The following is a 20,217-nucleotide window of genomic DNA, read 5'->3' on the forward strand; positions in this document are numbered from 1 at the left end:
TTACAAGCACTCCAGGCTAAAACCACCGCGCCACGGCAAGCTGACGCATTTCTTCATGCGAATGGCATGTGCCGCCGTGCCGGCCCCGTAGGAGTGCCAGCATGTCACGGGCTCAATGGACATCTTATTGACGTCGCCCTGCCAACTCAGACGGTATTCTTTCTGTTGCCCCGCCAACACGATTGCACCATCCACGCAACGGGGTTTGAGTGGCGTAATGATCGTCCGCACCAAATCATGGCGGCTATGGCCGGCAAGATCATCGTCAACGCAAAGCCTGTTGCCGGCAAAATGCCAACAGCGTTTGTGTGCCCCAACACCAGGAAATCGGGAGAACCCATGATGAACCAGTGTCATGGTATCCGTCTCGATTTCAACCTGTGGTACCGGTCCGCCAATTTTACGGCGAAAGGTTTCATCGTAGTAGGGCCGGCTAGGCGGAAAACTACTCGCATGATCAACCATGAGACCGTTGTGGGCCGCCCCGGATCGATAGTAGGCCGCCTCACCTTCCTCGCCGTAACTTCCACGGCCCGGATCAACAATCACCGGTTCGTTCTCATAGTGGAGCTCGAAACCGCCAATATCCTGATGACCGTGGCCGGGCATGTGGGACCACCCCCCGGGCGCGACATGGGCAAGCATTGAAAAGGGACCGAGCGCAAGGCGGTGCCATCCTGCGGCGGACAGAGCCACCGACGATGCTGGCGCAATTTGCCGTCGCAAATCCAGGAACGCCCTGACGTCATCTTCCACCAATCCGGCAAGCCAGCCACCCGTGCCACCCGGAAGCAGGCCGGAAAGCCAGGCCGGAGAACAATCAGGTGACAGATCGCCAATCAAGGGCATCCCACCGGGCAAGGTCATGGCGTTGGCGGCTGAAAGTGCCTTTAAGGTAAATTCCTTCAGCATGCTGGCCTCTTTCCGTTCATAACGTTTAGCCGCGAGCCATGCCTCGGCGTAGTTGCGTGTCAACAGCAACTGATAATGGCTGGAACCCTCACGCAAGACCCCTTCAGCCGAAAAAATGCGTTCAAATTCATGGCATAAAATCTCCGCTCCCAAGCTGGCCGCCTTGTCGAGTTTAAGTTCAAGGCCCAGAAGATATAGTCCACGACCATTGTTGGAGAGGTGATTCGAGGTGTGATGGTCGCCGAAATATTCGAGCCTGTCGGCAATCACCGTTGCATGGGCGGCGAGAACGCGCACGGTATCCGCATTGTCTCCCGGTAACCCGTGACGGCGGGCGAATGCCAGGATGTTCACGGCCCGCTCTGCCGCAGTGTAAGGATGCCAGGCCCAGTCGCCGGAAGGTTCGCCGTAATTTGACCGCCAGGCCTGCCACAGAATGCCGACCCACGCCGGGTCGGCGGCGGCGCCCATAAGGGGCAGCCAGGCGAAGCGGTGCATCGCCAAAAGCGTTTCGATGTCGGCGAAAGTGCGCTGGAAAAAGGCTTCGCTACCGGATGCATCAAGCATAAGTTTCTCTCCGGCCAGACGGATGTCTATCCTTCCTTCGGGCTGTCCCGGCGCAGCACCCGGATAGTTTTTGTCTGCATCCTCCAGTTCAAGAGGTAGAAATTCGGTCAAATACGGCGGTCGATGCGCCTCGAAGGACGGCTCGCCCGGCCAGCGTCCCAATAACCGCCCAATCAACCAACGCCGCAGCACCGGATCGCCGGCGAGTTGGCGAATTTTGCGATGAATTTCAGTTATCATTCAACATCTTACGGTTTGAACAACATGTACCCGCCGACGACTTCGCGCGTCACGGAAGCAGGAAACAGAAGGGCCATTTTACGAGGTGCCATAACGCGCGTCCGGCGTTCATGAAGCTGGGCGATAATGTTCCAGGAAACCCGCTCGCCACCGTTCAGAGACTCTGCCAAATTCTCGGCTATCTGCCTTCGCAATACCGCCTCGTCCCACAACTTTGGCCGATGATAAAAAGTCGCCGGTTCGCCAATGAAGGATGATTTTCTAGCCATCAGATCAACGGCATTCAGGACGGGGCTAAAATGTTCCCCATCCTCGTAAAACCCAAGAAGGGTAAAATCATCCTGCATGCTAGCCAGCAGTTTGAAGTCATTCAGATCTGCTAGATCGATGTTTGAATTTCGCGTCCACTGCCCTGTCAACCTATACATTTCCATGTCCATACGGGCGACCGGATAAGATCTTGGAAGTTGCAGGGCGAAGGCCACCGTGACAATAATCGTAACGAAAACCGTAACCGGTATCCCCGAGAAAGGTTTCAGCATGGACTCCGTCATCCTGGAAAACCACTTCGACAAGGCGAACGTGATCGCCAGCACGAAGGAGGCGTATCCAATTGCGGTGATATCGCCACGCAACAGGAAAAAAGCCGTCAACACACCGGTTTTTTCGTACCAGGAAAATCGGTCGTTTTGCAGGACCAGAACCAGCACGATCATAGAAAACAGAAAAATTTGAAATTTGGCGGCCCGAACCGGACTCAACATAATGAGTTTGGGATTAGGGTAAATTTTATAACCAAGAGTGAGGTAATAAACACCAAACACGACGAGGCCAAGCGTAACAAGGGAAACACACCAATACAGACGGCGAAAGTCCGGGTTCCTCAGACGATTGGCCAAAAAGGGTGTCGCAGCCAAGGATGCCACGAAAAGAACAAGAGCTGACACGGGTTGAAGATGAAAGGCGACTTCCAAATCTTCTCGTTCCATGACCCGTTCGCAAATTCGAATAAGCGCCTCGGCCTCTTCGGGGAAGGCAACCCTGCCACTTAAACCGACAATCGCCATCACAGGCAGCGACAGGGCCAGGGCATCGGACATTTTAAAGGGGCGCCGTAGCAGAAAATAAATCAGGGCGACGGGTAAAAGGACAAATCCGCCTTTTGGCGCGATTAGCAAAACCAGTGTGATGCACAGGGCACTCGGCACGGCTTTGCGCCCAGCCATGAAATATAAGGACGCAATTCCCAGCCCGTGGGCCAGGGCATTTTGGGCGATGGTATGCGGCGTGCCGGCGCCGCCGTGTACGGTTATTAGAATTTTATAAAAACTGAAGCCGAGCAACAATGTAATAACGCTGGATATCGCAGGATCGTTGATGTCGAAATATTCCCCGACCATCAGAAAGGTCATCCACAGTGCCAGAGCGGAAACAGCCAGAAAGAAAAGCAGCCCGTAGAAATCGTCATATAACGGCAACCTGAAGAACGCGATTACATCGTAAAAAAAAGAACTGTTTAAGGAAATGTGATCTTGCAGATAGATATCACTGGTTAATTCGCCCGGGTTCAGCGCCTTATAATAAGCACTACGATAAAAACTTTTCGGGGTACTGTATTTGGCAAACGAGACCGCCAACAACAACAACCAGCAGTAGGTCACGGTTAGTGTTTGGAGTAAATTTCGCGAGGCAGTCATTGTTTATTAAATCAATCTTCGCCTGTCGGCTTCAGTAAATGCCGGATGTTGGTACGGCGTTGTTTTCGAGGCCGCCGATGGCGGCGCGACCCATGGCCAGAATGGCCTCCTCAGCACTGCCGCCAATGTGTGGGGTGGCAAGGAAATTCGGCAGGGACAGGAGTTCGGAATCTAGCGGCGGTTCCACCGCAAAGACATCGAACGCAGCCCCGGCCAATCGACCATCCATTAACATCGTCTTCAGGGCTTTCTCATCGACCAACCCCCCACGTGCCGCATTAATTAAAATCGCTGTCGCCGGCATCAGGGCCAATCGCTCGGCCGTCAGGATGTTACGAGTCGTCTCGTCGAGGGGAAGATGAATCGTGACCACCTCCGAGCGGCGTAACAGCCCTTCCAGATCCACCGCCTCAACCCGGTTGGTGGAATAGAAGTCAGAAAAGTCGAGAATATCGTGGGCAAGAACCGTGCAGCCGAAGGCGTTCAAAATCGGCACCAAATCCTTCCCGATATGGCCACACCCAACAATGCCGACCGTTCGTTCAGACAAGTAGCGGCCCATATGTGGACGCCAAGTGCCCAAACGCACTTCTGAATTTGCTGCGGGAACGTGCCGCAACAGGGAAATCGCGAAAGAAATTACCAATTCGGATACGGAGCGCCGATTTACCCCGCCACTCCAACCAAGGCTCACTTCGTGTTTTTGCATGGCCTCAATATCTATCATGTCAAGCCCGACCCCATATTTACTGATCACCTTTAAGCTAGGCAGCTTTTCAAGCACGGTCGCATCAATAGATTCCAGCGCGATAATCGCCTTTTTGTGCCCTTGCAGAAAATTGACGAGCCCGTCACCTTCAAGGCTCAGTCCCTGATCATTAAAAGTGACGTTTTGATACTGATCGAGCAATTCGGCACGCAAATCAGGATGTTTGGAAAATGACCGTGACGTGACGGCAACGGGAGTTCGGTTTTTCACCGAATTCGTCCTTCATCAAGAAACTGCTTACAAGAAGCGGAAAAGAATTCATCATTGGCATAGCCATCTTTGAAAATTCTGCCATCTTTTCCTGGCAGGATCAGGGTGACATTTCCAGCGCCCACGTTCTTTTTATCCTTTGATATGGCTGCGAGAAAGACTTCGAGGGGTATGGGAAAATCTTCAAAGCCCCTGTAGTTTTCTTTTAAGACGGGATGCATGCGTTGGAAGTTTTCTTGCGAACCAACAAAAAGTTTTTCAGCAACAAAATTAGCCATGTCCATGCCAATCGTAACTGCGATCCCGTGCGGAATGGCAAAAGCAGTTGCCGCTTCTATGGCGTGACCAAAGCTATGGCCAAAATTGAAAACATTGCGGATGCCGTTATCAAATTCATCTTCTTCTATGAAACGTTGTTTAACTTCAAGAGAGCGCCGGATGTATTTCATCATCAAGGCCCTGTCGGAAAAGATATTGCCGTAATCAGCCGCAATGGCATCAAAATCTTCAGGCCCGGCAATAGCGTGTACCTTCAGCATCTCCCCAACTCCGGAACGCAAATCCCGTTCGTCAAGGGTATCGAGAAAATGAGGACAGATGGTGACACGCCTAGGCGGGGAGAAAGATCCCAATATATTCTTGGCGTTGCCACAATTGATCGAGCTTTTTGAGCCAATGCATGAATCAGCCTGAGCCAGTAGCGTTGTTGGATAAAAACTCCACTCTACACCACGTAAAATTGACGTTGCCAGAAAGCAGGTGATATCCTGAATAATGCCGCCGCCGATTGCCAATAAGGCGTGATCACGCCTTATCCCATTGTCGACCAAATGTTCTACGTATGCCGGGGTATGGTCTAACGATTTGTTTTCTTCTGTCGCTTTAATAAGCAACACGGAAGAAGACGCGAGAACTTTTTTGAGCTTCGTTGCGTATAAATCAGCGATGCGTTCATCAATAATAAAATGGCAGTTTTCAGATATATTCCTATCCATGCTTGCAAAGGCTTCATCATCAAAGAAAACAGAATACGGCCCTTTGTGGGACTGGATAGTCATTTCCCTAGACACGCGTGAAGCCCCCGTCGATGGCAATATTCTGCCCGCTTATGTATGTATTTTCAGGACCAGCCAGCCAGACAGCAAAAGCGGCGATTTCCGTAACGGTTCCCAATCGGCCAATCGGAACTTGAGACGTCAGTTCGGAAATACCCTCGTTTCCCAGGATAGAACGTGTCAGTTCGGTGTCGATAAATCCCGGCGAAAGGCAATTGGCCAGCACGCCGGATTTAGCCACTTCTGCGGCAAGGGCGGCCGTCATGCCATCAAGCGCAAATTTGCTGGCGGAATATGCCCCCCGGTGAGATTTGCTGATTTTACCCCAGATCGAACAAATATTAACAATACGTCCCCAACCTTTCTTGGTCATGCCCGGCAATGCAGCGCGGCAAAGACGGAAAGGTGCGTGAACATTGACTTGTTGAATAATGGCAAAATCTTCCAGGTTTATCTCCGCAAAGGGGGCAATCTTATTGATTCCCGCATTATTGATTAGAATGTCTACCGACAATTCAGTTAATTGCGCGGTAAATTCCTGAAAAGTTTTCTCATCTGTAAAGTTGACAGCTCGATATTCACAACCTGTGGGCGTTTCGCCGTCAGGCTTCGTACCAGTTATGATGACCTGAGCGCCCTCGGAAAAAAGGCGCTCCGCAATTGCGCGGCCAATACCACGAGTCCCGCCTGTCACCAGAGCTCGTTTTCCCTTTAGATATTTACTCATCTTTCTCCGCCACAATGTTCCAAGAAAAACCAATAAAGCGCCCAAGCCACAACTCCATGGCTGTCTCTGTCATATATGGCGCTCCATAGACGAGCACTCCCCCGGAATGTGCCCTTCGACCCATCATTTTCAGAAGAGAAAAACGAATCTGACTCAATTTCGGAACGCAAAAATTATCAAACTGAAAACTCGATTTTCTCAGACTATGAATGGTAAAATGACGAAATGAGTAACGCATTTGCTTTTCCGAATAAACCCTGGTTATGGGGTTCTTCGTATCTGCAAACTTTGGCTTTCCTTCTGTCAGGCGCCCAATCCACTGAGCCTCGGGCCAATGGAAAATTTCACCGGTAATAATTGCCCGCGGCAAAATATTAAGCCAGTAAGTAGTTGAGTGCCGTGAATATAGCATGATGATAGCTTTGCCACCTGGTTTCAAGATCCGGAAAACTTCCTCAATGCATTTATCTGTGTTTTCTGAATGGTGAAGAACACCGTTCGAATAGACGATATCAACACTATTGTCACGGAAGGGTAAATTTTCTCCATCCGCTTGATACGCGCGTCCATTTCCTTCAAGTAAAAATAATTTCCGATTAGTCGCCATGACCCGTTGTGGCGTGATATCAACGGCGACAACTGATGCCCCGTGCAATGCAAACAAGGATGAATGTCCTCCGCCCCCCGGTCCAATCTCCAGCACCCTTTTTCCGGCAATATCTTTGAGCGGCATTTCGATGGTCGCCATATGCCTGCGCTGGACAAACAAATCTTCCAGTTTAGCCAATTGTTCCTTGAGCGTTTCGGCACTCAATTCGTCTTCGTGGCCAGCATAAAGCTGGTGATACAGATCGCCCCACCATTTTTGAATATCGGTCTTGGTTGCCGTATCAGACACATCGGACATAAGCGAGCAAAGCAGCTTTTCGCCATCGACCGGATAATCGGCGCCGCAGGTGCCACAAGCAACTCCGTCATTGCCATTAATGTGTAACGCCTCCGCGTGACACGCCGGACAGCGTAGAAGGTATTCCGTATCTTTGGAAATGATCCTGAGAAAAGAAATATGTTGTTTGTGTTCCGCCATGATAGAAAGAAAGCCCTTGCGTTCAAGGTTTTGGCACTGCATTGACCTGTTAGGTGCAGGGTGTATAGTCCCCGGTGACAAACAGAAAATATTTGATTGGCCAAGCCTGTGGATAGTGGTTATGTCGAAATCCGAAAATTATAAAGCTCTTTTTCCTGCCCTTGGAGTCGCCTGGTGCGCTGTGGTAATGGCGACATATTACGTTTCCAATGTCGGCTACTACGAAGAAAAAGTCGGCGTCTTTGCAAAATTCCTGTTTGAGGCATTGCAATAGTCCGTGGCAAGCATTTTGTTCGTTCTGGTTTTTTTCGCCGTCCTCGCTGCTCTCGGTTTTGTTGCGGTCTCAAAGTTTGATCGCCAGCAACGTTTGAGCGGGTTCGAGCGGGTATTGTTTTCTTTTGCCACTGGTTGTTACGCCATCTATTTCGGCGTTTTCGCGATCGGCTACTGGCGTCTCGACAGCACGACTATGGGAATACTGGCTGGGGTGCTAATTCTGACCGCCTTGCCCGTCCTCGGCCGCCTGGCATTACGGGATTTCGGCCGGACGTTCGCACGTGTCTACCAGATGGCTCGCGGCGACAGGCTGCTGGCGCTGTTGTGGCTCGCCGTTATTGGCGTCGGCCTGAGTGCCATCATTCAGGGCATGGCACCACCGAATGATTACGACAGCCTGATGTATCATCTTTCGTATCCTCAGCACGATATTGAACTGGGCCGCATCGCGGTTCCATGGGGCCGCGACAGCGGCACCCAGACGGGGTTGTTTCCCGCCATGATGAGTAATATGACCCGTTTCGCCTTGGCGCTGACAAACGCGGGGGTAGCACAAATGCTGCATGGTGTGTTCGGTTTGCTCGCCGCCGCCGCCGCCGCCGCGCTGGCCTTGCGTCTGAAAATGTCGCAATCAGTCGCGGTTTTGGCGGCCCTGTTATTCTTGTCCATTCGTTTCGTCGTATGGGAAATGGCGACCGTCGAGGTCGATATCGCCTTTGCCGCCTTTTCCATTTTGGCCATGCTCGCCTATACGCTGTGGCGGCAACATGAAACCTTCGGCCTTGCAGCCATTTTCGGCTTGATGATCGGCGCCGCATTACTAACCAAGTATCAGGGATATCCCTTCGCCGCCGCGTTCGGCCCGCTTATCCTTTATGATCGCTTCGTGGGGCGAAAAAACTGGTCGGCCTTTCTGGCCGGTCCCGCGGTGGCCTTCTGCGTTATCGTACCGCACCTAGCGCGCAATGCGATGATGACGGGCAACCCTCTGTTTCCCCTGCTCAACAATTTCTTCAACCCGGAAGAGCCAGTCTATTTCGAGACGTCGATTTTCGAACACTATGGACCCGGGATGGGCCTGCTTGATTTGATCATGGCTCCGTGGAATTTTTCCATATTACCGATGCAACACTTCGATGGAATGGTTCTCGGGGCCCCTTATCTGCTGGCGCTGGTCCCGCTGGTGGTTTTTGATTTGCCCCAAGCCAAACGCTTGCGTCCAATGTTAACCATCCTGGGCGTTTTTTTTGTCGTCTGGTTTTACCTGTTGAACCAACAGGTTCGGTTTTTATCGCCGGTTATGCCCCTGCTGGCGATCTTTGCAGCGGCTGGTGCCACCGCTCTATGGCGGGCCGTTCGACAGCACAAAGGATTGAAACCAGTATATATTGCATTGATTGGCGTTTTGTTTATCAACCAGTCTATGTTCGTCGGCATCTATTCCGCCATCAGGCTGCCGGTTGCTCTTGGCCTCATGACAGCCGAGACCTTTCATTCGAAAACACCAACCATGACCGGAGCGATGTATGGAACTTGTACATTTATACGCCGGAATCTAAAGCCGGGTGAACAGTACTTCTCCGTCGTCTGGCCCCATTCCTTTTATTGTCCGCAGGTCTCCGTAACATTGAGCTATTTTGACGATGAGGCAAAATGGTGGAGAGAAACCGATCAACCACCGGAAATGAATTTCAACACATTCATGCAAAGAGTGGAGACGGCAAACTTTCGTTACTTCTTTGTGCCCACAGCATTTGAGCAACGTCGCAATGATACGGCAAAGGCAATAATAACAAAGGTAAATCCCCTGGATTACAGGTTTGGAAACTATCTCCAACCTGTATTGAGCCGATTGCAACCCGTTTTTGAGGGTCATTATTCGGCAGTTTATGATGGTCCTGCCGTAATCGAATTGCTCAAAGACCTTCCGCAGCCAGAGTAACGCTGGTCGAAGGATCATTCACGAACCAAGTCCCCATCGGGCCTTCCATTGCGGATCGGCACAATAAATCCGGTAAACAAGCCGCATCGTTTCCAGGGCATCGTCCACCGACCCGCTGATGACTGGGGTATCATTGAAAATGACATCGGCGAATTCCGCAATTTCACGCTCCCACGAGGGGTCATGATCGTAACGTGTAATTTCCTCTTTCGGGTCACCAACATCGGAATTCGCGGCCCAGGCGACGGCCAGGGTTTCTTCGCCATAACTTTTTGAGCCGCTGAGAATTCCCGACAGGTTGACCGCGCCTTTTTCCAGGGTGACATCCAGTGAAAAACGATGACGCCATTGTGTTGCTGTCGAATGCAACATCGCCACCACGCCTTCCCTGGTCCGCATCAGGGCATAGGCGTTGTCTTCGACGTCATAACCCCAAAAGGCATTGCTGAGGAAACTGTGAATTTGCTCGAACTCGCCAGCGAACAAGCGCATCAGGTCAACCATATGGATTCCCTGATCAAGCAGGATGCCGCCGCCGGCTATCTGACGCCGTGTGCGCCAATCCGATGGTTCACCATAACTGATGAATTTGGATTTCCCGTAAACCCCGCGAAGGTTAATGACCCGACCCATTTCGCCGGATTGAACAATGCCTAAGGCGTTTTGAATACTGTCATGGTAACGATGATTGAAGCCGTATTTTAGTTTCAGCTTGGGGTGTGCTTTGCTGCATTCCACGACTCGGGATATATCCTCAAGGTTGCGCCCTGGCGGTTTTTCACAAAACACATGAAGGCCGGCATTAAGACCGGCTATCGTTACCTCTGCAGCGATGTCGTTTGTCAGGCAAACGAACAGGGCGTCCAGGTCTTCCTTCAGCAGTGCGGTGTAGTCTTTATGAAAACGCACCCCGTCATCCAGTTCCCCGTCGCCGGGAAGCGTGCGGTCGCACACCGCGACGGTGACCATATCGGGCCGTTGTTGAATGAATTGGTGGCGGCGCTGGCCGACCACGCCAAAACCGGCGATGCCGATTCGCAGCGGTAATTTTGTCACGACAACTCCAGATACTGGCGGGTCAACGGGTCGTCCCGAAGCAGGCCTTCACCACGGGTCAGGTCTTGTTGGGTGTCGATGCCGATGGTTTCGGTTTCGGTGAAAACGGCGTACAGGGCATGTCCGTGTTCGAGTACGCGCAGCATATCCACGGACTCGATATCTTCAAGAGGCGTCGGCTGCAGGGCGCTGAACCGCTTGAGAAATCCCCAGGTAAAGGCCATGATTCCGGTTTGCTGATACATCGGCACGGTTGCCGTGCGGGCCCGTGAGGGAATCGCCGCACGGGAAAAATAGAGCACCCTGCCGTCGGGCGCGGCGACGATTTTTACGGTGTTCGGATCGTCATGATCCTCGGGCCTGTAAAGTCTTGAACCAAGATTGATAGCCGGGGCGCCGGATCGGTTTTGCGCCGCGACCACGTCTTCGATCATTATCGGCGAAACCAAAACCTCGTCGCCCTGAACCATGACGACGACGGTGTCATCTTGGGCATCGGGATATCGGGCGGCGACCGCTTCCTGGACTCGGTCCGTACAGCGTTCGTGACTATCGGCTGTCATGATCGCCTCGCCACCGTGGGCGATAACGGCATCGTAAATTTCCGCATCACACGTCGCCACCGCGACATGGGAAAGCCCGTCGTACAGACGACAGCGATCATGGATGTGCAAGATCAGCGCAAGCCCCAGCATCGGCTTCAGCGGCTTGCCGGGAAATCGGCTGGAACCCATGCGGGCCGGAATAATGCAAATTGGCCCGGTCATGATGTCGATCCGGTGATCGACCGGATGCCGCCGAGGGCGCCCCGCATGGCGATAATATCGGTACAATACGCGACGAATGTAAAACCGTCATCAATCCGGCCTTGCAGGGCCCCCGCGTCCGGCTCGACTTGATGGATACCCACCGCCTTGCCGTTTTCCCGGCACGCCGTCTTGACCGATTGAATGGCATCCATGACCGCCGGGACATCGAAATCCCCGGGATGGCCAAGGTCGCATGACAAGTCGTAAGGTCCCAGGAACAAGGCATCGACGGATTTTTCGGCGGCGATATCGGCCGCCGCATTAACCCCGGCGCGAGTTTCAATCTGCGGCACTAGCAGTGGTTGAAATTTATTCATGTAGGGACCGAAATCATCGCCCCACCGATTGCAGCGAGACAGCCCGACGCCGCGCCGGCCGGCCGGCGGGTACTGGCAGGAAAGGGCGAATTCGCGGAAATCGGCGGCACTTTCGACGGTCGAGACGATCAACCCGCCGGCCCCCAGGTCCAGCAGACGCCGGGCCAGGTCGCGATGCTGTCCGCTGATCCGCGCCAGCGGAACGACGCCATGCCGTTCCGCCGCGACGAACACCGCCTCGGCCTGCGATATATCGGCGGAACCATGTTCCATGTCGAGCGCCAGCCAGTCAAAGCCGAGGCTCGCCATCGCTTCCGCTATTTGCGGCGACCCCGTGGTCAACCAGCCGCCGATACTGAGCTTTCCGGCGGCGAGACGGGATTTGAGAGGATTTTTTGTGGCTTCAGCCATTGAGCAGTTCCTTACGCCAAAGTTCCAATGACACGGCGGCAAAGAACTGTTCGCCGTGTGGGGGAGTGGGCCGTTGGGAGCTGTTCTGGTCGGCAACGGCCAGCAGAGTTTCGTGCAGATTTTGCGATGTCGCGGTCGGCAGGGTGACGTCTTGCGGCATAATATCGAGGGCCATGCGTTCCCCGGAAAGAAACCGAATGGTCGGAAGGCCGCCAAGACAGGCTTCTAGGCCGACGCTCGTCGCCGCGTACAGGACGGCGGAGAGCCCGCCCTGCCGGTTGAGCGGATCGCCGGTTCTGGTCAGTCCCGGCGCCTCTTCAAACGCGCAGGGCGACATCGGGTGATCCTTGACGACAAATCGCAAGCCGTGCGGCAAAAGGCGGTGCGCGGCGGCAATTATCTCTGCCGATATTTTCCGGTCAAACGGTAGCGCGACAAATACCGGGCCTTGCGGATCATAATCAAGCCGCCCCGTTTCAGGAAAACGAAAAGCGCCGCCGAGCCCGAGCCGGTCCTCCGCCATGCCAAATGCGAGCAATTGGTTCAGCGTCGATGGTCCGCTGCAAAAAACCTTGTCCGGCAGGCTATCGGTGCCGTCGCGGTTGGCTTCGGGGGAATAGTTCAACATGTGGCGGCCGATCACCGCATGCTGGTAACCGATGGTGCGAACCCCGGCCCGGCGTGCGGCGCGGACAAAATCCTTCTCCCAGGCGTGGTTTTCCCACGGCCAAGCCACGGTCCCGGGGTTCGCCTGCTTAAGCCAGCGCCGCTGACAACGTTGTTGCCAAGCAATCATAGCGCCCTGGCCGCAGCCGCCTTCCAGGGCGGCGGCGCGGCGGATTAACCATCCGAACGAGCCCGCCAAGTGCGTGCGGCCCGGTCGCCATCGCGCCCAAGGCAATGTCAACGCATCAATTGGCGAGCCCCAGGCATGCAGGCTGAAGGTCCGGTCATCCCTAGCCAGTTCGATGGCGCGCCCGGGCGGGCAATCGACATGAAGAACGCGGACCAATTCATCGACGTCGCGCATCAGTGTGCCGAAGTAGCCATCGACGCCATCGGCCGTGCTGGTCGGGTGGCCGTAGACAAGAAGGCTCGCGCAGACTTGCGGGCATAGCTCCCGGTGTCCCCGTGTACGCCACCAGGCGAGCAGATTTACCAGGGTAACCTTTGTCCGGGCCAGCGGCCCGCGCAGACCGAGCCGAATCTTTCCGCCCAATAATGGCGGCCTTGCCCCCGATGAGACGTTGTCCAGTGTTTCGAGATGGCGAAACATCCAGGGGTCGTCACAGACGACAAGGGTCATCCCGGCCCCGGCGGCGGCGTCTTCGACGAGTCGCGACCAGGCCAGCATGACGCCGAAATCCGAAACGTTGGCGGCGGCGGATGCCGTGTGCGACAGGGCGGCGGAAGAATCCTCGGACATCGAGCGGGCCAGTGTCAGCCAGGTATTCGCCATGCTTTCGAATGCGCATTCCAGCCGGCCCTGAATGTCGGCCATCCTGGTTTCAGGGTCGAGCCCCCCCGTTGCGGATGGGCCGATGGCGAACCAAGCGTCGTAGGCCGTCTTGTCCGGCGCATCGCCGGGATGGTGAAGAACAACGGTCACGCCTAGTCCGCGTCCCGATCCGACATCGGTCGCCGCGCGACAATCCACATATGGGACGATTTCCGGGTTTCCTTCAGTTTTTCCTGAAGCGCCGTCCGGGCCGCGTCATCGCCGTCAAGGACAAGCCGCCGAACAACGGCGTCCTCAATACGGGATGGGTCTTCCAGCGCCGCGTTACGGACGATGTCGACATCCAGTTCTCCCGGCGTAAACAGGTCGACAAGTTCCAGGTCAGCCCCAGCAAGCGCAACCTTGACGCCCTCCAGGCTGAGGAAGGTCAAGTGGTGGGGCGGCGAGACGGCTTTCGAATGCACGCCAAGCGCCTTGATATCGAAGCCGTCACCCGACAGGCCGGAAAGAATGATAAGGCCGCCGGGTCGCGCCAGTCGCCGCAAGGAGCGTAGAAACACGACGCTATCAGGGATATGTTCGATGACCTCGAAGCAGGTGACGCAGGCCGCCATGCCCGTCCATTCCGGGTCTCTGGCGGCATCGTCGGCATACCCTTCGAAAACACGTACGGACTGATTTTTTAAATTTTCCGCATGAAGGCGTCCCGGCTCTATCGCCGACACCGGGGTTTCGGAAGATACCGCCTTGAATTCTTCCAGAAAAAGCCCGGCCCCGGCGCCAACATCAAATAACTCACCCCCCGGGGCTCCGGTTGCATAGGTGTCGATCAGCGATGCCACACGCGCCGCGCGCGGAGCAAAAATAACTGTCCGGCGGGCTTCCGCCACGGCCGGGGAAAAGACCGACGCCCAATAACTCGCCGATGCGCTGTCCCGGTAAAAATCCACTAGGGCTTCCGGCGTTGGCGCCGGCGATACATAGAGCGTCCCACAGTCGCCACAATGAGCAAGGCTAAAGCCGTTCTTTTCGAATGCGGGTCGTTGCTCATGCCCGCCGCATCCCGGGCACCGTCGTTCGGCCAACGTGCCGGGTGTTTCCGCCATGCGTCGGGCGTCCTCGGCGCTCAGGCGCAGGTATTCGTCGAGCAGTGCGGTGGGACGGATTTCGTTTTCGCTGAAGCCGTTCATGATTGCGGCGTGCCCCCCAGGTCGGCAAGCGCCACCAGTTTGGCGAAGGTCTCGTTGCCGGACTTCAGTTCATCGAACGTGCCGATGCCCGATATGCGCCCCCCCGCCATGACGCATAACCGGTCGCACGACCTGACGGTGCTCAGGCGGTGGGCAATGATGATAATCGTCTTGGATCCCTTGAGGTCGTTTATGGCGTTGGTGATGTCGTGCTCCGTCTGGCTGTCCAGCGCCGACGTCGCCTCGTCCATGACCAGGACATCGGGGTTGTGGTACAGCGCCCGGGCGATACCGATCCGCTGGCGTTGGCCGCCGGACAGGCGGACGCCGTGTTCACCGACCAAGGAGGAAAGGCCGTCAGGCAGCTGCGCCACGACGCTTTCAAGACGGGCGAGGCGGACGGCCCGGTCTACGGCGCCGTCGTCGATGTCCGCGTCGTCCAGGCCGAGGGCAATGTTGCGGCGAATGGAATCATCGGTCAGATAGATATTCTGCGGAATATATCCGAGCCGCGCCTGCCAGCGCCGCACGGATCCGGCAATGTCGTTTCCGTCGATCAGCATATGGCCTTCGGTCGGGCTCAACACGCCGAGGATGAGATCGGCCAAGGTCGTCTTTCCGGCACCCGATTCACCGACCAGGGCGATCGATTCACCCTTGGCGATGGTAAAATTGATGTCGGACAGGACGCGGGTGTCTGTCCCCGCGTAACGATAGCCCAGGCCGATCAGGGCGATTTCGCGCTCGAAGGGAAGGGGTCGGCGTTCTTCGGGGGCGGAGACGTCGTCGTCCTCGACGCCGACGTAGTCCTTGAAGTCCATGGTGATGCTGCCGACGGAGGCGATGCCGGAGCGGACGGTGGCGATGGCGCTGATGATGCGATTAGCCGAGGGCACCAAACGGAAGGTGGCCAGCGCGAACAGCCCCATCACCGGAATGGCGGCCTGGATCTCGTCGCCTTTGCCGAGGATGAAAAGCAGGACAAGCCCCAATCCGGCAATGGCGATGACTTCGGTGACGTTTCGTGGCAGCTGGGTTAATGACGATGTGAAGGCCTGGCATTTTGCCTGCCCCAGGGCCTCGCGGCGGAAGACGCGAACGAAGAAGTTTTCGCGGCCCAAGATCTTGGTTTCCTTGACCGAGCCGACGCCCTCGTTGATCATACGGATCATTTTTTCGGCATGGGCCTCGCGGCGGTGGCTCCAATCGGCCAGGACGCCCTGCGTCAATATATAGAACCCGCCGGTAATGACGATGAAGACTCCGGCGACCGTCATGGTGGCCAGCAGTTCGGTCGCCAGAAGAATGACCACGACGGCGAGGACGAGAAGCACTTCCATCATAATGTTGAGCAACGGCAACAACCCGCGGGTGAACAACATGGCGGCAGACTGAGTGATGTTTCGAGTCAGGTTGGCAGTATTGCGACCCAGGTGAAAGACATAGGGACGCGACACGTAGTTGTGCAGAATCCGACCCTGTAGCAAGGCTTGTTTCTTCAAGACGAATACGTTTTGCAGCAGCGTCAGACCAAACAGGATCAGGTTCTTGACCAGAAAAAAGGCCAACAGCAGCCCGGCGAAGACGATGGTGAAGCGATCCAGGGAACCATTACCAAGAACATCGACGGCCTTGGCGATGTACGGGTTGGTGTCAAGTACATTCGGGTCGGCGATGATCTGCAATAGGGGCAGGAACAGGCCCAGGCCGATCATCTCCAGCAACGCGGTGAACAGCATCAGCCCGGACAGACCGGCCAGCTGCCAGTGGGTCCGCCGGTCGAACAGGCCGAGAATCGATTTGATATACTGGATCACGGATCAGACGCTCGCATTCAAGAGGAGGCCGAGGTACATTGCCGCACGATATCCGTGGCGGCGGGGCCGCAGTTCAGGACGACGTCGAGGCTCGACAGGTAGGGCGCAAAGTCACCATGAAGCTGCGGATACGCGGGGTGATGAAAATCCTGAATTTCCAATTTTATTCCGGCGTTTTCAAACAGCGCCGGTTCCAGATAATCCAGTGCCCCGATACCCGACAGATAAATATCGCCACCAGCGGCATGAACCAGGTCGATCAGCCGCTGATTGCCCGTTGTATCAATGGCTAAATCAGATGCCATGACCCGGTCGATAGAAATGTTGAAGGAGTCGAACAGAAAATTGATAAAAGCCATGTTGATGTCGATCAGTTTCTCATGCGGTTGGCCGTAAACCGCCTCAATCGCCGGGAAGATCATGTCGAAATGCACGGCCCGTCGGTAATTTTCCGTCAACACCGCAAGGTGACGGTCGGCCCATGATTGTTGACCGGGGCGCAACAGAACCTCGTTTATTTTTTGATGATAATCGCCCTTCTGCAAGATCAGGCTCAGCCATTCCGGGCCGCGCGGCGTCTTGATTTTATCACGATGGTGCCACCCCCGCCGTATAAACTGAACATCATCCAACACTATAAAAAGATCACAGGACAACAGCCTGTCAAAAAAGCCTAGGTAGGGCACAAAGTCCGGCTGATGGATGCAAATTCGCTTCATTGGTTCAGACTTTCGGAAATCAGTTCCACACATCGCCGCAATCCCTGACCATCGACCAGTGCCGGCCCTTTTTGTGCCATGTCCCGGCGGGCGGAAGGGTCGGCGGCCAAGGCGGTGACGGCGATGGCGGCGAGAGAAAAATCCATATCGCGTTCCCAGCCAAGATCAAGACACGTGCCGTGTGCGGCGCAATAACGAATGGTATCGACTTCGTGCGGTTCCGAGGCGATCGCCGCGGCAGGCACACCGATGGCCGCGAGTTCATATAAAGAAATACCCCCGGCACAGATAACCAGATCGGCAGCCGCGAACTCGGCGATCAGTGACGGAACCTCGTGTAGTATGTGCACATTATGAGATGAGGCGGCAGCGATCTTTTCCAGGTGATCCGATGGCTCGCTTGCCGGTCCCAGACTAACCCGGATATCAAAGGTATCTGGAACTCCGTTCAAGGCATCCAGCATCCGTTCGGTTACATTGTGAGTATCCGTTCCGCCGAAGGACAACAGGATTTTTCTTGCCTGATCCACCTTGGTTCCATCACGACGCACAACTTTAGCTACGTCGCTGTTCAAAATCATATAGGCCGGGCCTTCATAAAGGGCCGCCTGAATACCATCCGTAGAATAGGCGCCGTGCTGGGCGACGATGGCGTTGATCGCCACATCGGCACATTCAAGCCCGGCTTTCGTATCGTCCATGACGATCAGGCGAGCGTCCGTCGACTTTTTCAAAGCTTTCAACAGAGAGCCGTCGCAATCGAGAACATCGAGCAACACCACATCAGGATCGAACGTGTCCAACACATCCGCTGGTACGTAGGGGCTATTACGGTCCTCGACGGTGAAAATCGGTAAATCCGTCTCGCGCAACAGTCGCTCCCCGGCTGTCCCGCCCAGCGTTACATAGACTACTTGCCGCCCAGTTACCGACAGGGCGCACCCGAGCGCCCGAATACGATAGATATGCCCCAGTCCAATCTGATGATCACCATCGGCACGAAGAATTGCTTTCCCCGTCGAGGTCACACCATATCCCACGTTAGCAAGGTGTTCTCCGGAATATCCTGACCGGCCGTACGTCCAACCATTTTTTCGAACTCATGCGGATGAATGCCGTCTGACGGTCGGCGAATTGCTATGTCGGCAGCCTCGATCATTTTACCCATCGAGATAGCGCGTGCACTGAACAATGATTTTCGGGCGGCGGTCCGCCACTTTTCTTCAGTCGCTGCGATTTTCTTGATGCCATCTCCCAATGCCTTCGGTGTCAGGCGAACCCGGTCCACGAGTCGCTTGAATTCATCCGTGTCGAGGGCGGCCTGGGCGTCGGGCAAATCAAGTGCGCGGTCCATGCAGAAATGTTTTTCGATGACCACCGCACCAAGCGTTGTCGCCAGAATGCTGGTAAACTCATCAGTGGTGTGATCGGAAAGCCCTACCGGCAGGCCGAATTTCGTTTGCAGGGTTTCGATCACCCGGATGTTGGCGTCTTCTGCCTGCGACGGATAGGACACCACGCAGTGAAGCAAAATCAGTTGCTCGTTGCCGGTGGCTAGTATGGTCTCCACCGCCCTGGCGATTTCATCCATGGTGCACATGCCGGTAGACACTAACATCGGGCGTCCCCGTTCGGCGATATGCCTCAGGAACGGAAGGTTGGTCAGATCATCCGAGCCGGTCTTGTAGGCAGGCGAGTCGAAGGCTTCCAAAAGATCTACGTCTTCCGGATGGCTTGGCGTCGAGATCCAGTCAATTCCTTCCGCCTTGCAGTGGGCATCCAGAATTTCGTGGTCTTCGCGGTTGAGTTCGTATTTCTTGAAAAATTCGAACTGGGAAACCCTGGAGCCATCCTCGAACGTAAAGAAACTGCCCGGTGTTGAAATGGTTTCAGCGCGATACGTCTGAAACTTGACCATGTCGGCACCGGTTCCGCGCGCGGCGGTGACCATCCGCTTCAGGGTTTCGATGTCGGCATACTTCGCCCCGATTTCGGCGATGATTAAAGGAGCATTAAATTGACTAAGAAACTTCATGAAAAACACATTCCCGGCTTGATAGGTTTTGCTTTAGTTGACTCATCTGCGAGACTGTAATCGGTAATTTTTATTGTGCCATTAACCGCTTGAACGCAGATGCCGCCATCCGATGATGACGATAGTACCTGGCCTGGCTCGCCCTGCTTTTCACTAGCTGGCAGGTTCACAGAAGAGACATTTTTGATTAACACTTCAAAGTTACCTAAACGGGTTCGTGCAATAGCTACAGGTGGCGATACAGCTCTAACAAAATTGATAATTCTATCAACTGGTTGATTCCAGTCTATGTAATCATCTTTTGTCGTTCTACGGTTCATGAAAAAACCATCCGTGGGCTTCTGTGCTCGCCTGGGATAGTTTTCTGAAAGTATCCTTGGAAGTGTTTCAATGAATAATTCTTTCGTCGCCTCTGAAAGGCGAACAAGAAGATCACCAATTTTATCTTGAGATGTAATAGGCACTTCAACTTGGGAAACTATGTCTCCAGCATCAACATCGTCAGAAATTGCGTGTAGGGTAACGCCCGTTTTAACCTCACCGTTAATCATTGCCCAGACTTGCGGAGCAAACCCCTTGTATGATGGCAGCAAAGAATCATGGAGGTTGAAAGCGCCGATACGCGCTGTGATATAAACATTTCGTGGAATAATTTTTCTATAGTTGATAGAGAAGATTGCGTCTGGACACGCTTTCTTGATCCCTCTTTCAATCTCCTCGGAGCTATGTTCCTCAGCAATGAGGACTTGAATGCCGAGTTTTTTCGCGGCCTCTTCAACAGAAGCAAACCATACATTTTCTCCTTTATAGGGTTTGTGAGTTACCACAAAAGGAATCATTATATTTTCTTGCTGAGCAAGCCACGATAGGCATGCTTCTCCTGCATTATGAAAGGCAAATAAGACTACGGCGTGTTTCATGA

Annotated in this window: 19 protein-coding genes; 3 read left to right on the top strand and 16 right to left on the bottom strand. The window is 54.5% G+C overall.

Annotated elements, in window-relative coordinates:
- Genes HOL66_01440 through HOL66_01465 form a run of 6 tightly spaced genes read right to left on the bottom strand, consistent with a single transcriptional unit; the run spans window position 1 to window position 7,264 of the window.
- Window positions 1-1,719: a heparinase II/III-family protein gene (locus HOL66_01440; protein MBT5242888.1), complete on the bottom strand. Its 1,719-nt coding sequence runs from the start codon at window positions 1,717-1,719 to the stop codon at window positions 1-3.
- Window positions 1,720-1,727: 8 nt separating this feature from the next.
- Entirely contained in the window at window positions 1,728-3,416 is a 1,689-nt protein-coding gene (locus HOL66_01445) for a hypothetical protein (GenBank protein MBT5242889.1), read from the bottom strand.
- Between the two features lie 31 nt (window positions 3,417-3,447).
- A complete protein-coding gene (locus HOL66_01450; protein MBT5242890.1) occupies window positions 3,448-4,395 on the bottom strand; it encodes a phosphoglycerate dehydrogenase in 948 nt (315 codons plus the stop codon).
- Window positions 4,392-5,453 carry a 3-dehydroquinate synthase gene (locus tag HOL66_01455; GenBank protein ID MBT5242891.1) on the bottom strand — a complete coding sequence of 354 codons (1,062 nt, stop codon included), beginning with the start codon at window positions 5,451-5,453 and terminating at the stop codon, window positions 4,392-4,394. The genes HOL66_01450 and HOL66_01455 overlap by 4 nt, the downstream gene beginning before the upstream one ends.
- Window positions 5,454-5,457: 4 nt before the next feature.
- Window positions 5,458-6,177, bottom strand: coding sequence for an SDR family oxidoreductase (locus HOL66_01460; protein MBT5242892.1), 720 nt, complete (start codon window positions 6,175-6,177; stop codon window positions 5,458-5,460).
- Window positions 6,170-7,264 (bottom strand): methyltransferase domain-containing protein, encoded by a 1,095-nt coding sequence (locus tag HOL66_01465; GenBank protein MBT5242893.1) that lies wholly within the window; start codon window positions 7,262-7,264, stop codon window positions 6,170-6,172. The genes HOL66_01460 and HOL66_01465 overlap by 8 nt, the downstream gene beginning before the upstream one ends.
- A gap of 121 nt (window positions 7,265-7,385) precedes the next feature.
- On the opposite strand from HOL66_01465, the gene HOL66_01470 reads away from it, so the two are divergent.
- Window positions 7,386-7,538, top strand: coding sequence for a hypothetical protein (locus HOL66_01470; GenBank protein ID MBT5242894.1), 153 nt, complete (start codon window positions 7,386-7,388; stop codon window positions 7,536-7,538).
- A 3-nt stretch (window positions 7,539-7,541) separates the two neighbouring features.
- Complete coding sequence (locus tag HOL66_01475) at window positions 7,542-9,482, top strand: phospholipid carrier-dependent glycosyltransferase (GenBank protein ID MBT5242895.1); 1,941 nt, start codon at window positions 7,542-7,544, stop codon at window positions 9,480-9,482.
- A gap of 18 nt (window positions 9,483-9,500) precedes the next feature.
- Here HOL66_01475 and HOL66_01480 read toward each other — a convergent pair whose 3' ends face one another.
- The 6 genes from HOL66_01480 to HOL66_01505 are packed head-to-tail and all read right to left on the bottom strand — an operon-like array spanning window position 9,501 to window position 16,211.
- Window positions 9,501-10,523, bottom strand: coding sequence for a Gfo/Idh/MocA family oxidoreductase (locus HOL66_01480; GenBank protein ID MBT5242896.1), 1,023 nt, complete (start codon window positions 10,521-10,523; stop codon window positions 9,501-9,503).
- Window positions 10,524-10,534: 11 nt separating this feature from the next.
- Window positions 10,535-11,305 (bottom strand): 3-deoxy-manno-octulosonate cytidylyltransferase, encoded by a 771-nt coding sequence (gene kdsB, locus HOL66_01485; GenBank protein MBT5242897.1) that lies wholly within the window; start codon window positions 11,303-11,305, stop codon window positions 10,535-10,537.
- Window positions 11,302-12,075: a 2,4-dihydroxyhept-2-ene-1,7-dioic acid aldolase gene (locus HOL66_01490; GenBank protein ID MBT5242898.1), complete on the bottom strand. Its 774-nt coding sequence runs from the start codon at window positions 12,073-12,075 to the stop codon at window positions 11,302-11,304. The genes kdsB and HOL66_01490 overlap by 4 nt, the downstream gene beginning before the upstream one ends.
- Window positions 12,068-13,732 (bottom strand): hypothetical protein, encoded by a 1,665-nt coding sequence (locus tag HOL66_01495; GenBank protein MBT5242899.1) that lies wholly within the window; start codon window positions 13,730-13,732, stop codon window positions 12,068-12,070. Before HOL66_01495 ends, HOL66_01490 begins: the two co-directional genes overlap by 8 nt.
- Window positions 13,687-14,724: a class I SAM-dependent methyltransferase gene (locus tag HOL66_01500; protein MBT5242900.1), complete on the bottom strand. Its 1,038-nt coding sequence runs from the start codon at window positions 14,722-14,724 to the stop codon at window positions 13,687-13,689. Before HOL66_01500 ends, HOL66_01495 begins: the two co-directional genes overlap by 46 nt.
- Complete coding sequence (locus HOL66_01505) at window positions 14,721-16,211, bottom strand: ABC transporter ATP-binding protein (GenBank protein MBT5242901.1); 1,491 nt, start codon at window positions 16,209-16,211, stop codon at window positions 14,721-14,723. Before HOL66_01505 ends, HOL66_01500 begins: the two co-directional genes overlap by 4 nt.
- A 3-nt stretch (window positions 16,212-16,214) precedes the next feature.
- Here HOL66_01505 and HOL66_01510 point away from each other — a divergent pair, with 3 nt between their 5' ends.
- The gene (locus HOL66_01510; protein MBT5242902.1) at window positions 16,215-16,412 is read left to right on the top strand and encodes a hypothetical protein; all 198 of its coding nucleotides are present in this window, start codon (window positions 16,215-16,217) and stop codon (window positions 16,410-16,412) included.
- Between the two features lie 146 nt (window positions 16,413-16,558).
- Here the strand turns inward: HOL66_01510 and HOL66_01515 are convergent, their stop codons facing one another.
- From HOL66_01515 to HOL66_01530, 4 genes are read right to left on the bottom strand one after another with little or no spacing between them, the layout of a single operon-like run.
- Entirely contained in the window at window positions 16,559-17,260 is a 702-nt protein-coding gene (locus HOL66_01515; protein ID MBT5242903.1) for a WbqC family protein, read from the bottom strand.
- A complete protein-coding gene (locus HOL66_01520; protein ID MBT5242904.1) occupies window positions 17,257-18,288 on the bottom strand; it encodes a hypothetical protein in 1,032 nt (343 codons plus the stop codon). Before HOL66_01520 ends, HOL66_01515 begins: the two co-directional genes overlap by 4 nt.
- Window positions 18,285-19,295 (bottom strand): N-acylneuraminate-9-phosphate synthase, encoded by a 1,011-nt coding sequence (locus HOL66_01525; protein MBT5242905.1) that lies wholly within the window; start codon window positions 19,293-19,295, stop codon window positions 18,285-18,287. Before HOL66_01525 ends, HOL66_01520 begins: the two co-directional genes overlap by 4 nt.
- Window positions 19,292-20,215, bottom strand: coding sequence for a hypothetical protein (locus HOL66_01530; GenBank protein MBT5242906.1), 924 nt, complete (start codon window positions 20,213-20,215; stop codon window positions 19,292-19,294). The genes HOL66_01525 and HOL66_01530 overlap by 4 nt, the downstream gene beginning before the upstream one ends.
- Window positions 20,216-20,217: the final 2 nt, after the last annotated feature.

The sequence above is a fragment of the Rhodospirillaceae bacterium genome, from assembly GCA_018662005.1.
In the GTDB taxonomy this organism is placed as follows: domain Bacteria; phylum Pseudomonadota; class Alphaproteobacteria; order Rhodospirillales; family JABHCV01; genus JACNJU01.

Bases quoted from the DNA above. Each gene is read 5' to 3' on its own strand.
- HOL66_01440 (MBT5242888.1), bottom strand. From the start codon at position 1,719: ATGATAACTGAAATTCATCGCAAAATTCGCCAACTCGCCGGCGATCCG.
- HOL66_01455 (MBT5242891.1), bottom strand. From the start codon at position 5,453: ATGACTATCCAGTCCCACAAAGGGCCGTATTCTGTTTTCTTTGATGAT.
- HOL66_01460 (MBT5242892.1), bottom strand. From the start codon at position 6,177: ATGAGTAAATATCTAAAGGGAAAACGAGCTCTGGTGACAGGCGGGACT.
- HOL66_01500 (MBT5242900.1), bottom strand. From the start codon at position 14,724: ATGAACGGCTTCAGCGAAAACGAAATCCGTCCCACCGCACTGCTCGAC.
- HOL66_01515 (MBT5242903.1), bottom strand. From the start codon at position 17,260: ATGAAGCGAATTTGCATCCATCAGCCGGACTTTGTGCCCTACCTAGGC.
- HOL66_01465 (MBT5242893.1), bottom strand. From the start codon at position 7,264: ATGGCGGAACACAAACAACATATTTCTTTTCTCAGGATCATTTCCAAA.
- HOL66_01490 (MBT5242898.1), bottom strand. From the start codon at position 12,075: ATGGCTGAAGCCACAAAAAATCCTCTCAAATCCCGTCTCGCCGCCGGA.
- HOL66_01470 (MBT5242894.1), top strand. From the start codon at position 7,386: ATGTCGAAATCCGAAAATTATAAAGCTCTTTTTCCTGCCCTTGGAGTC.
- kdsB (MBT5242897.1), bottom strand. From the start codon at position 11,305: ATGACCGGGCCAATTTGCATTATTCCGGCCCGCATGGGTTCCAGCCGA.
- HOL66_01445 (MBT5242889.1), bottom strand. From the start codon at position 3,416: ATGACTGCCTCGCGAAATTTACTCCAAACACTAACCGTGACCTACTGC.
- HOL66_01525 (MBT5242905.1), bottom strand. From the start codon at position 19,295: ATGAAGTTTCTTAGTCAATTTAATGCTCCTTTAATCATCGCCGAAATC.
- HOL66_01530 (MBT5242906.1), bottom strand. From the start codon at position 20,215: ATGAAACACGCCGTAGTCTTATTTGCCTTTCATAATGCAGGAGAAGCA.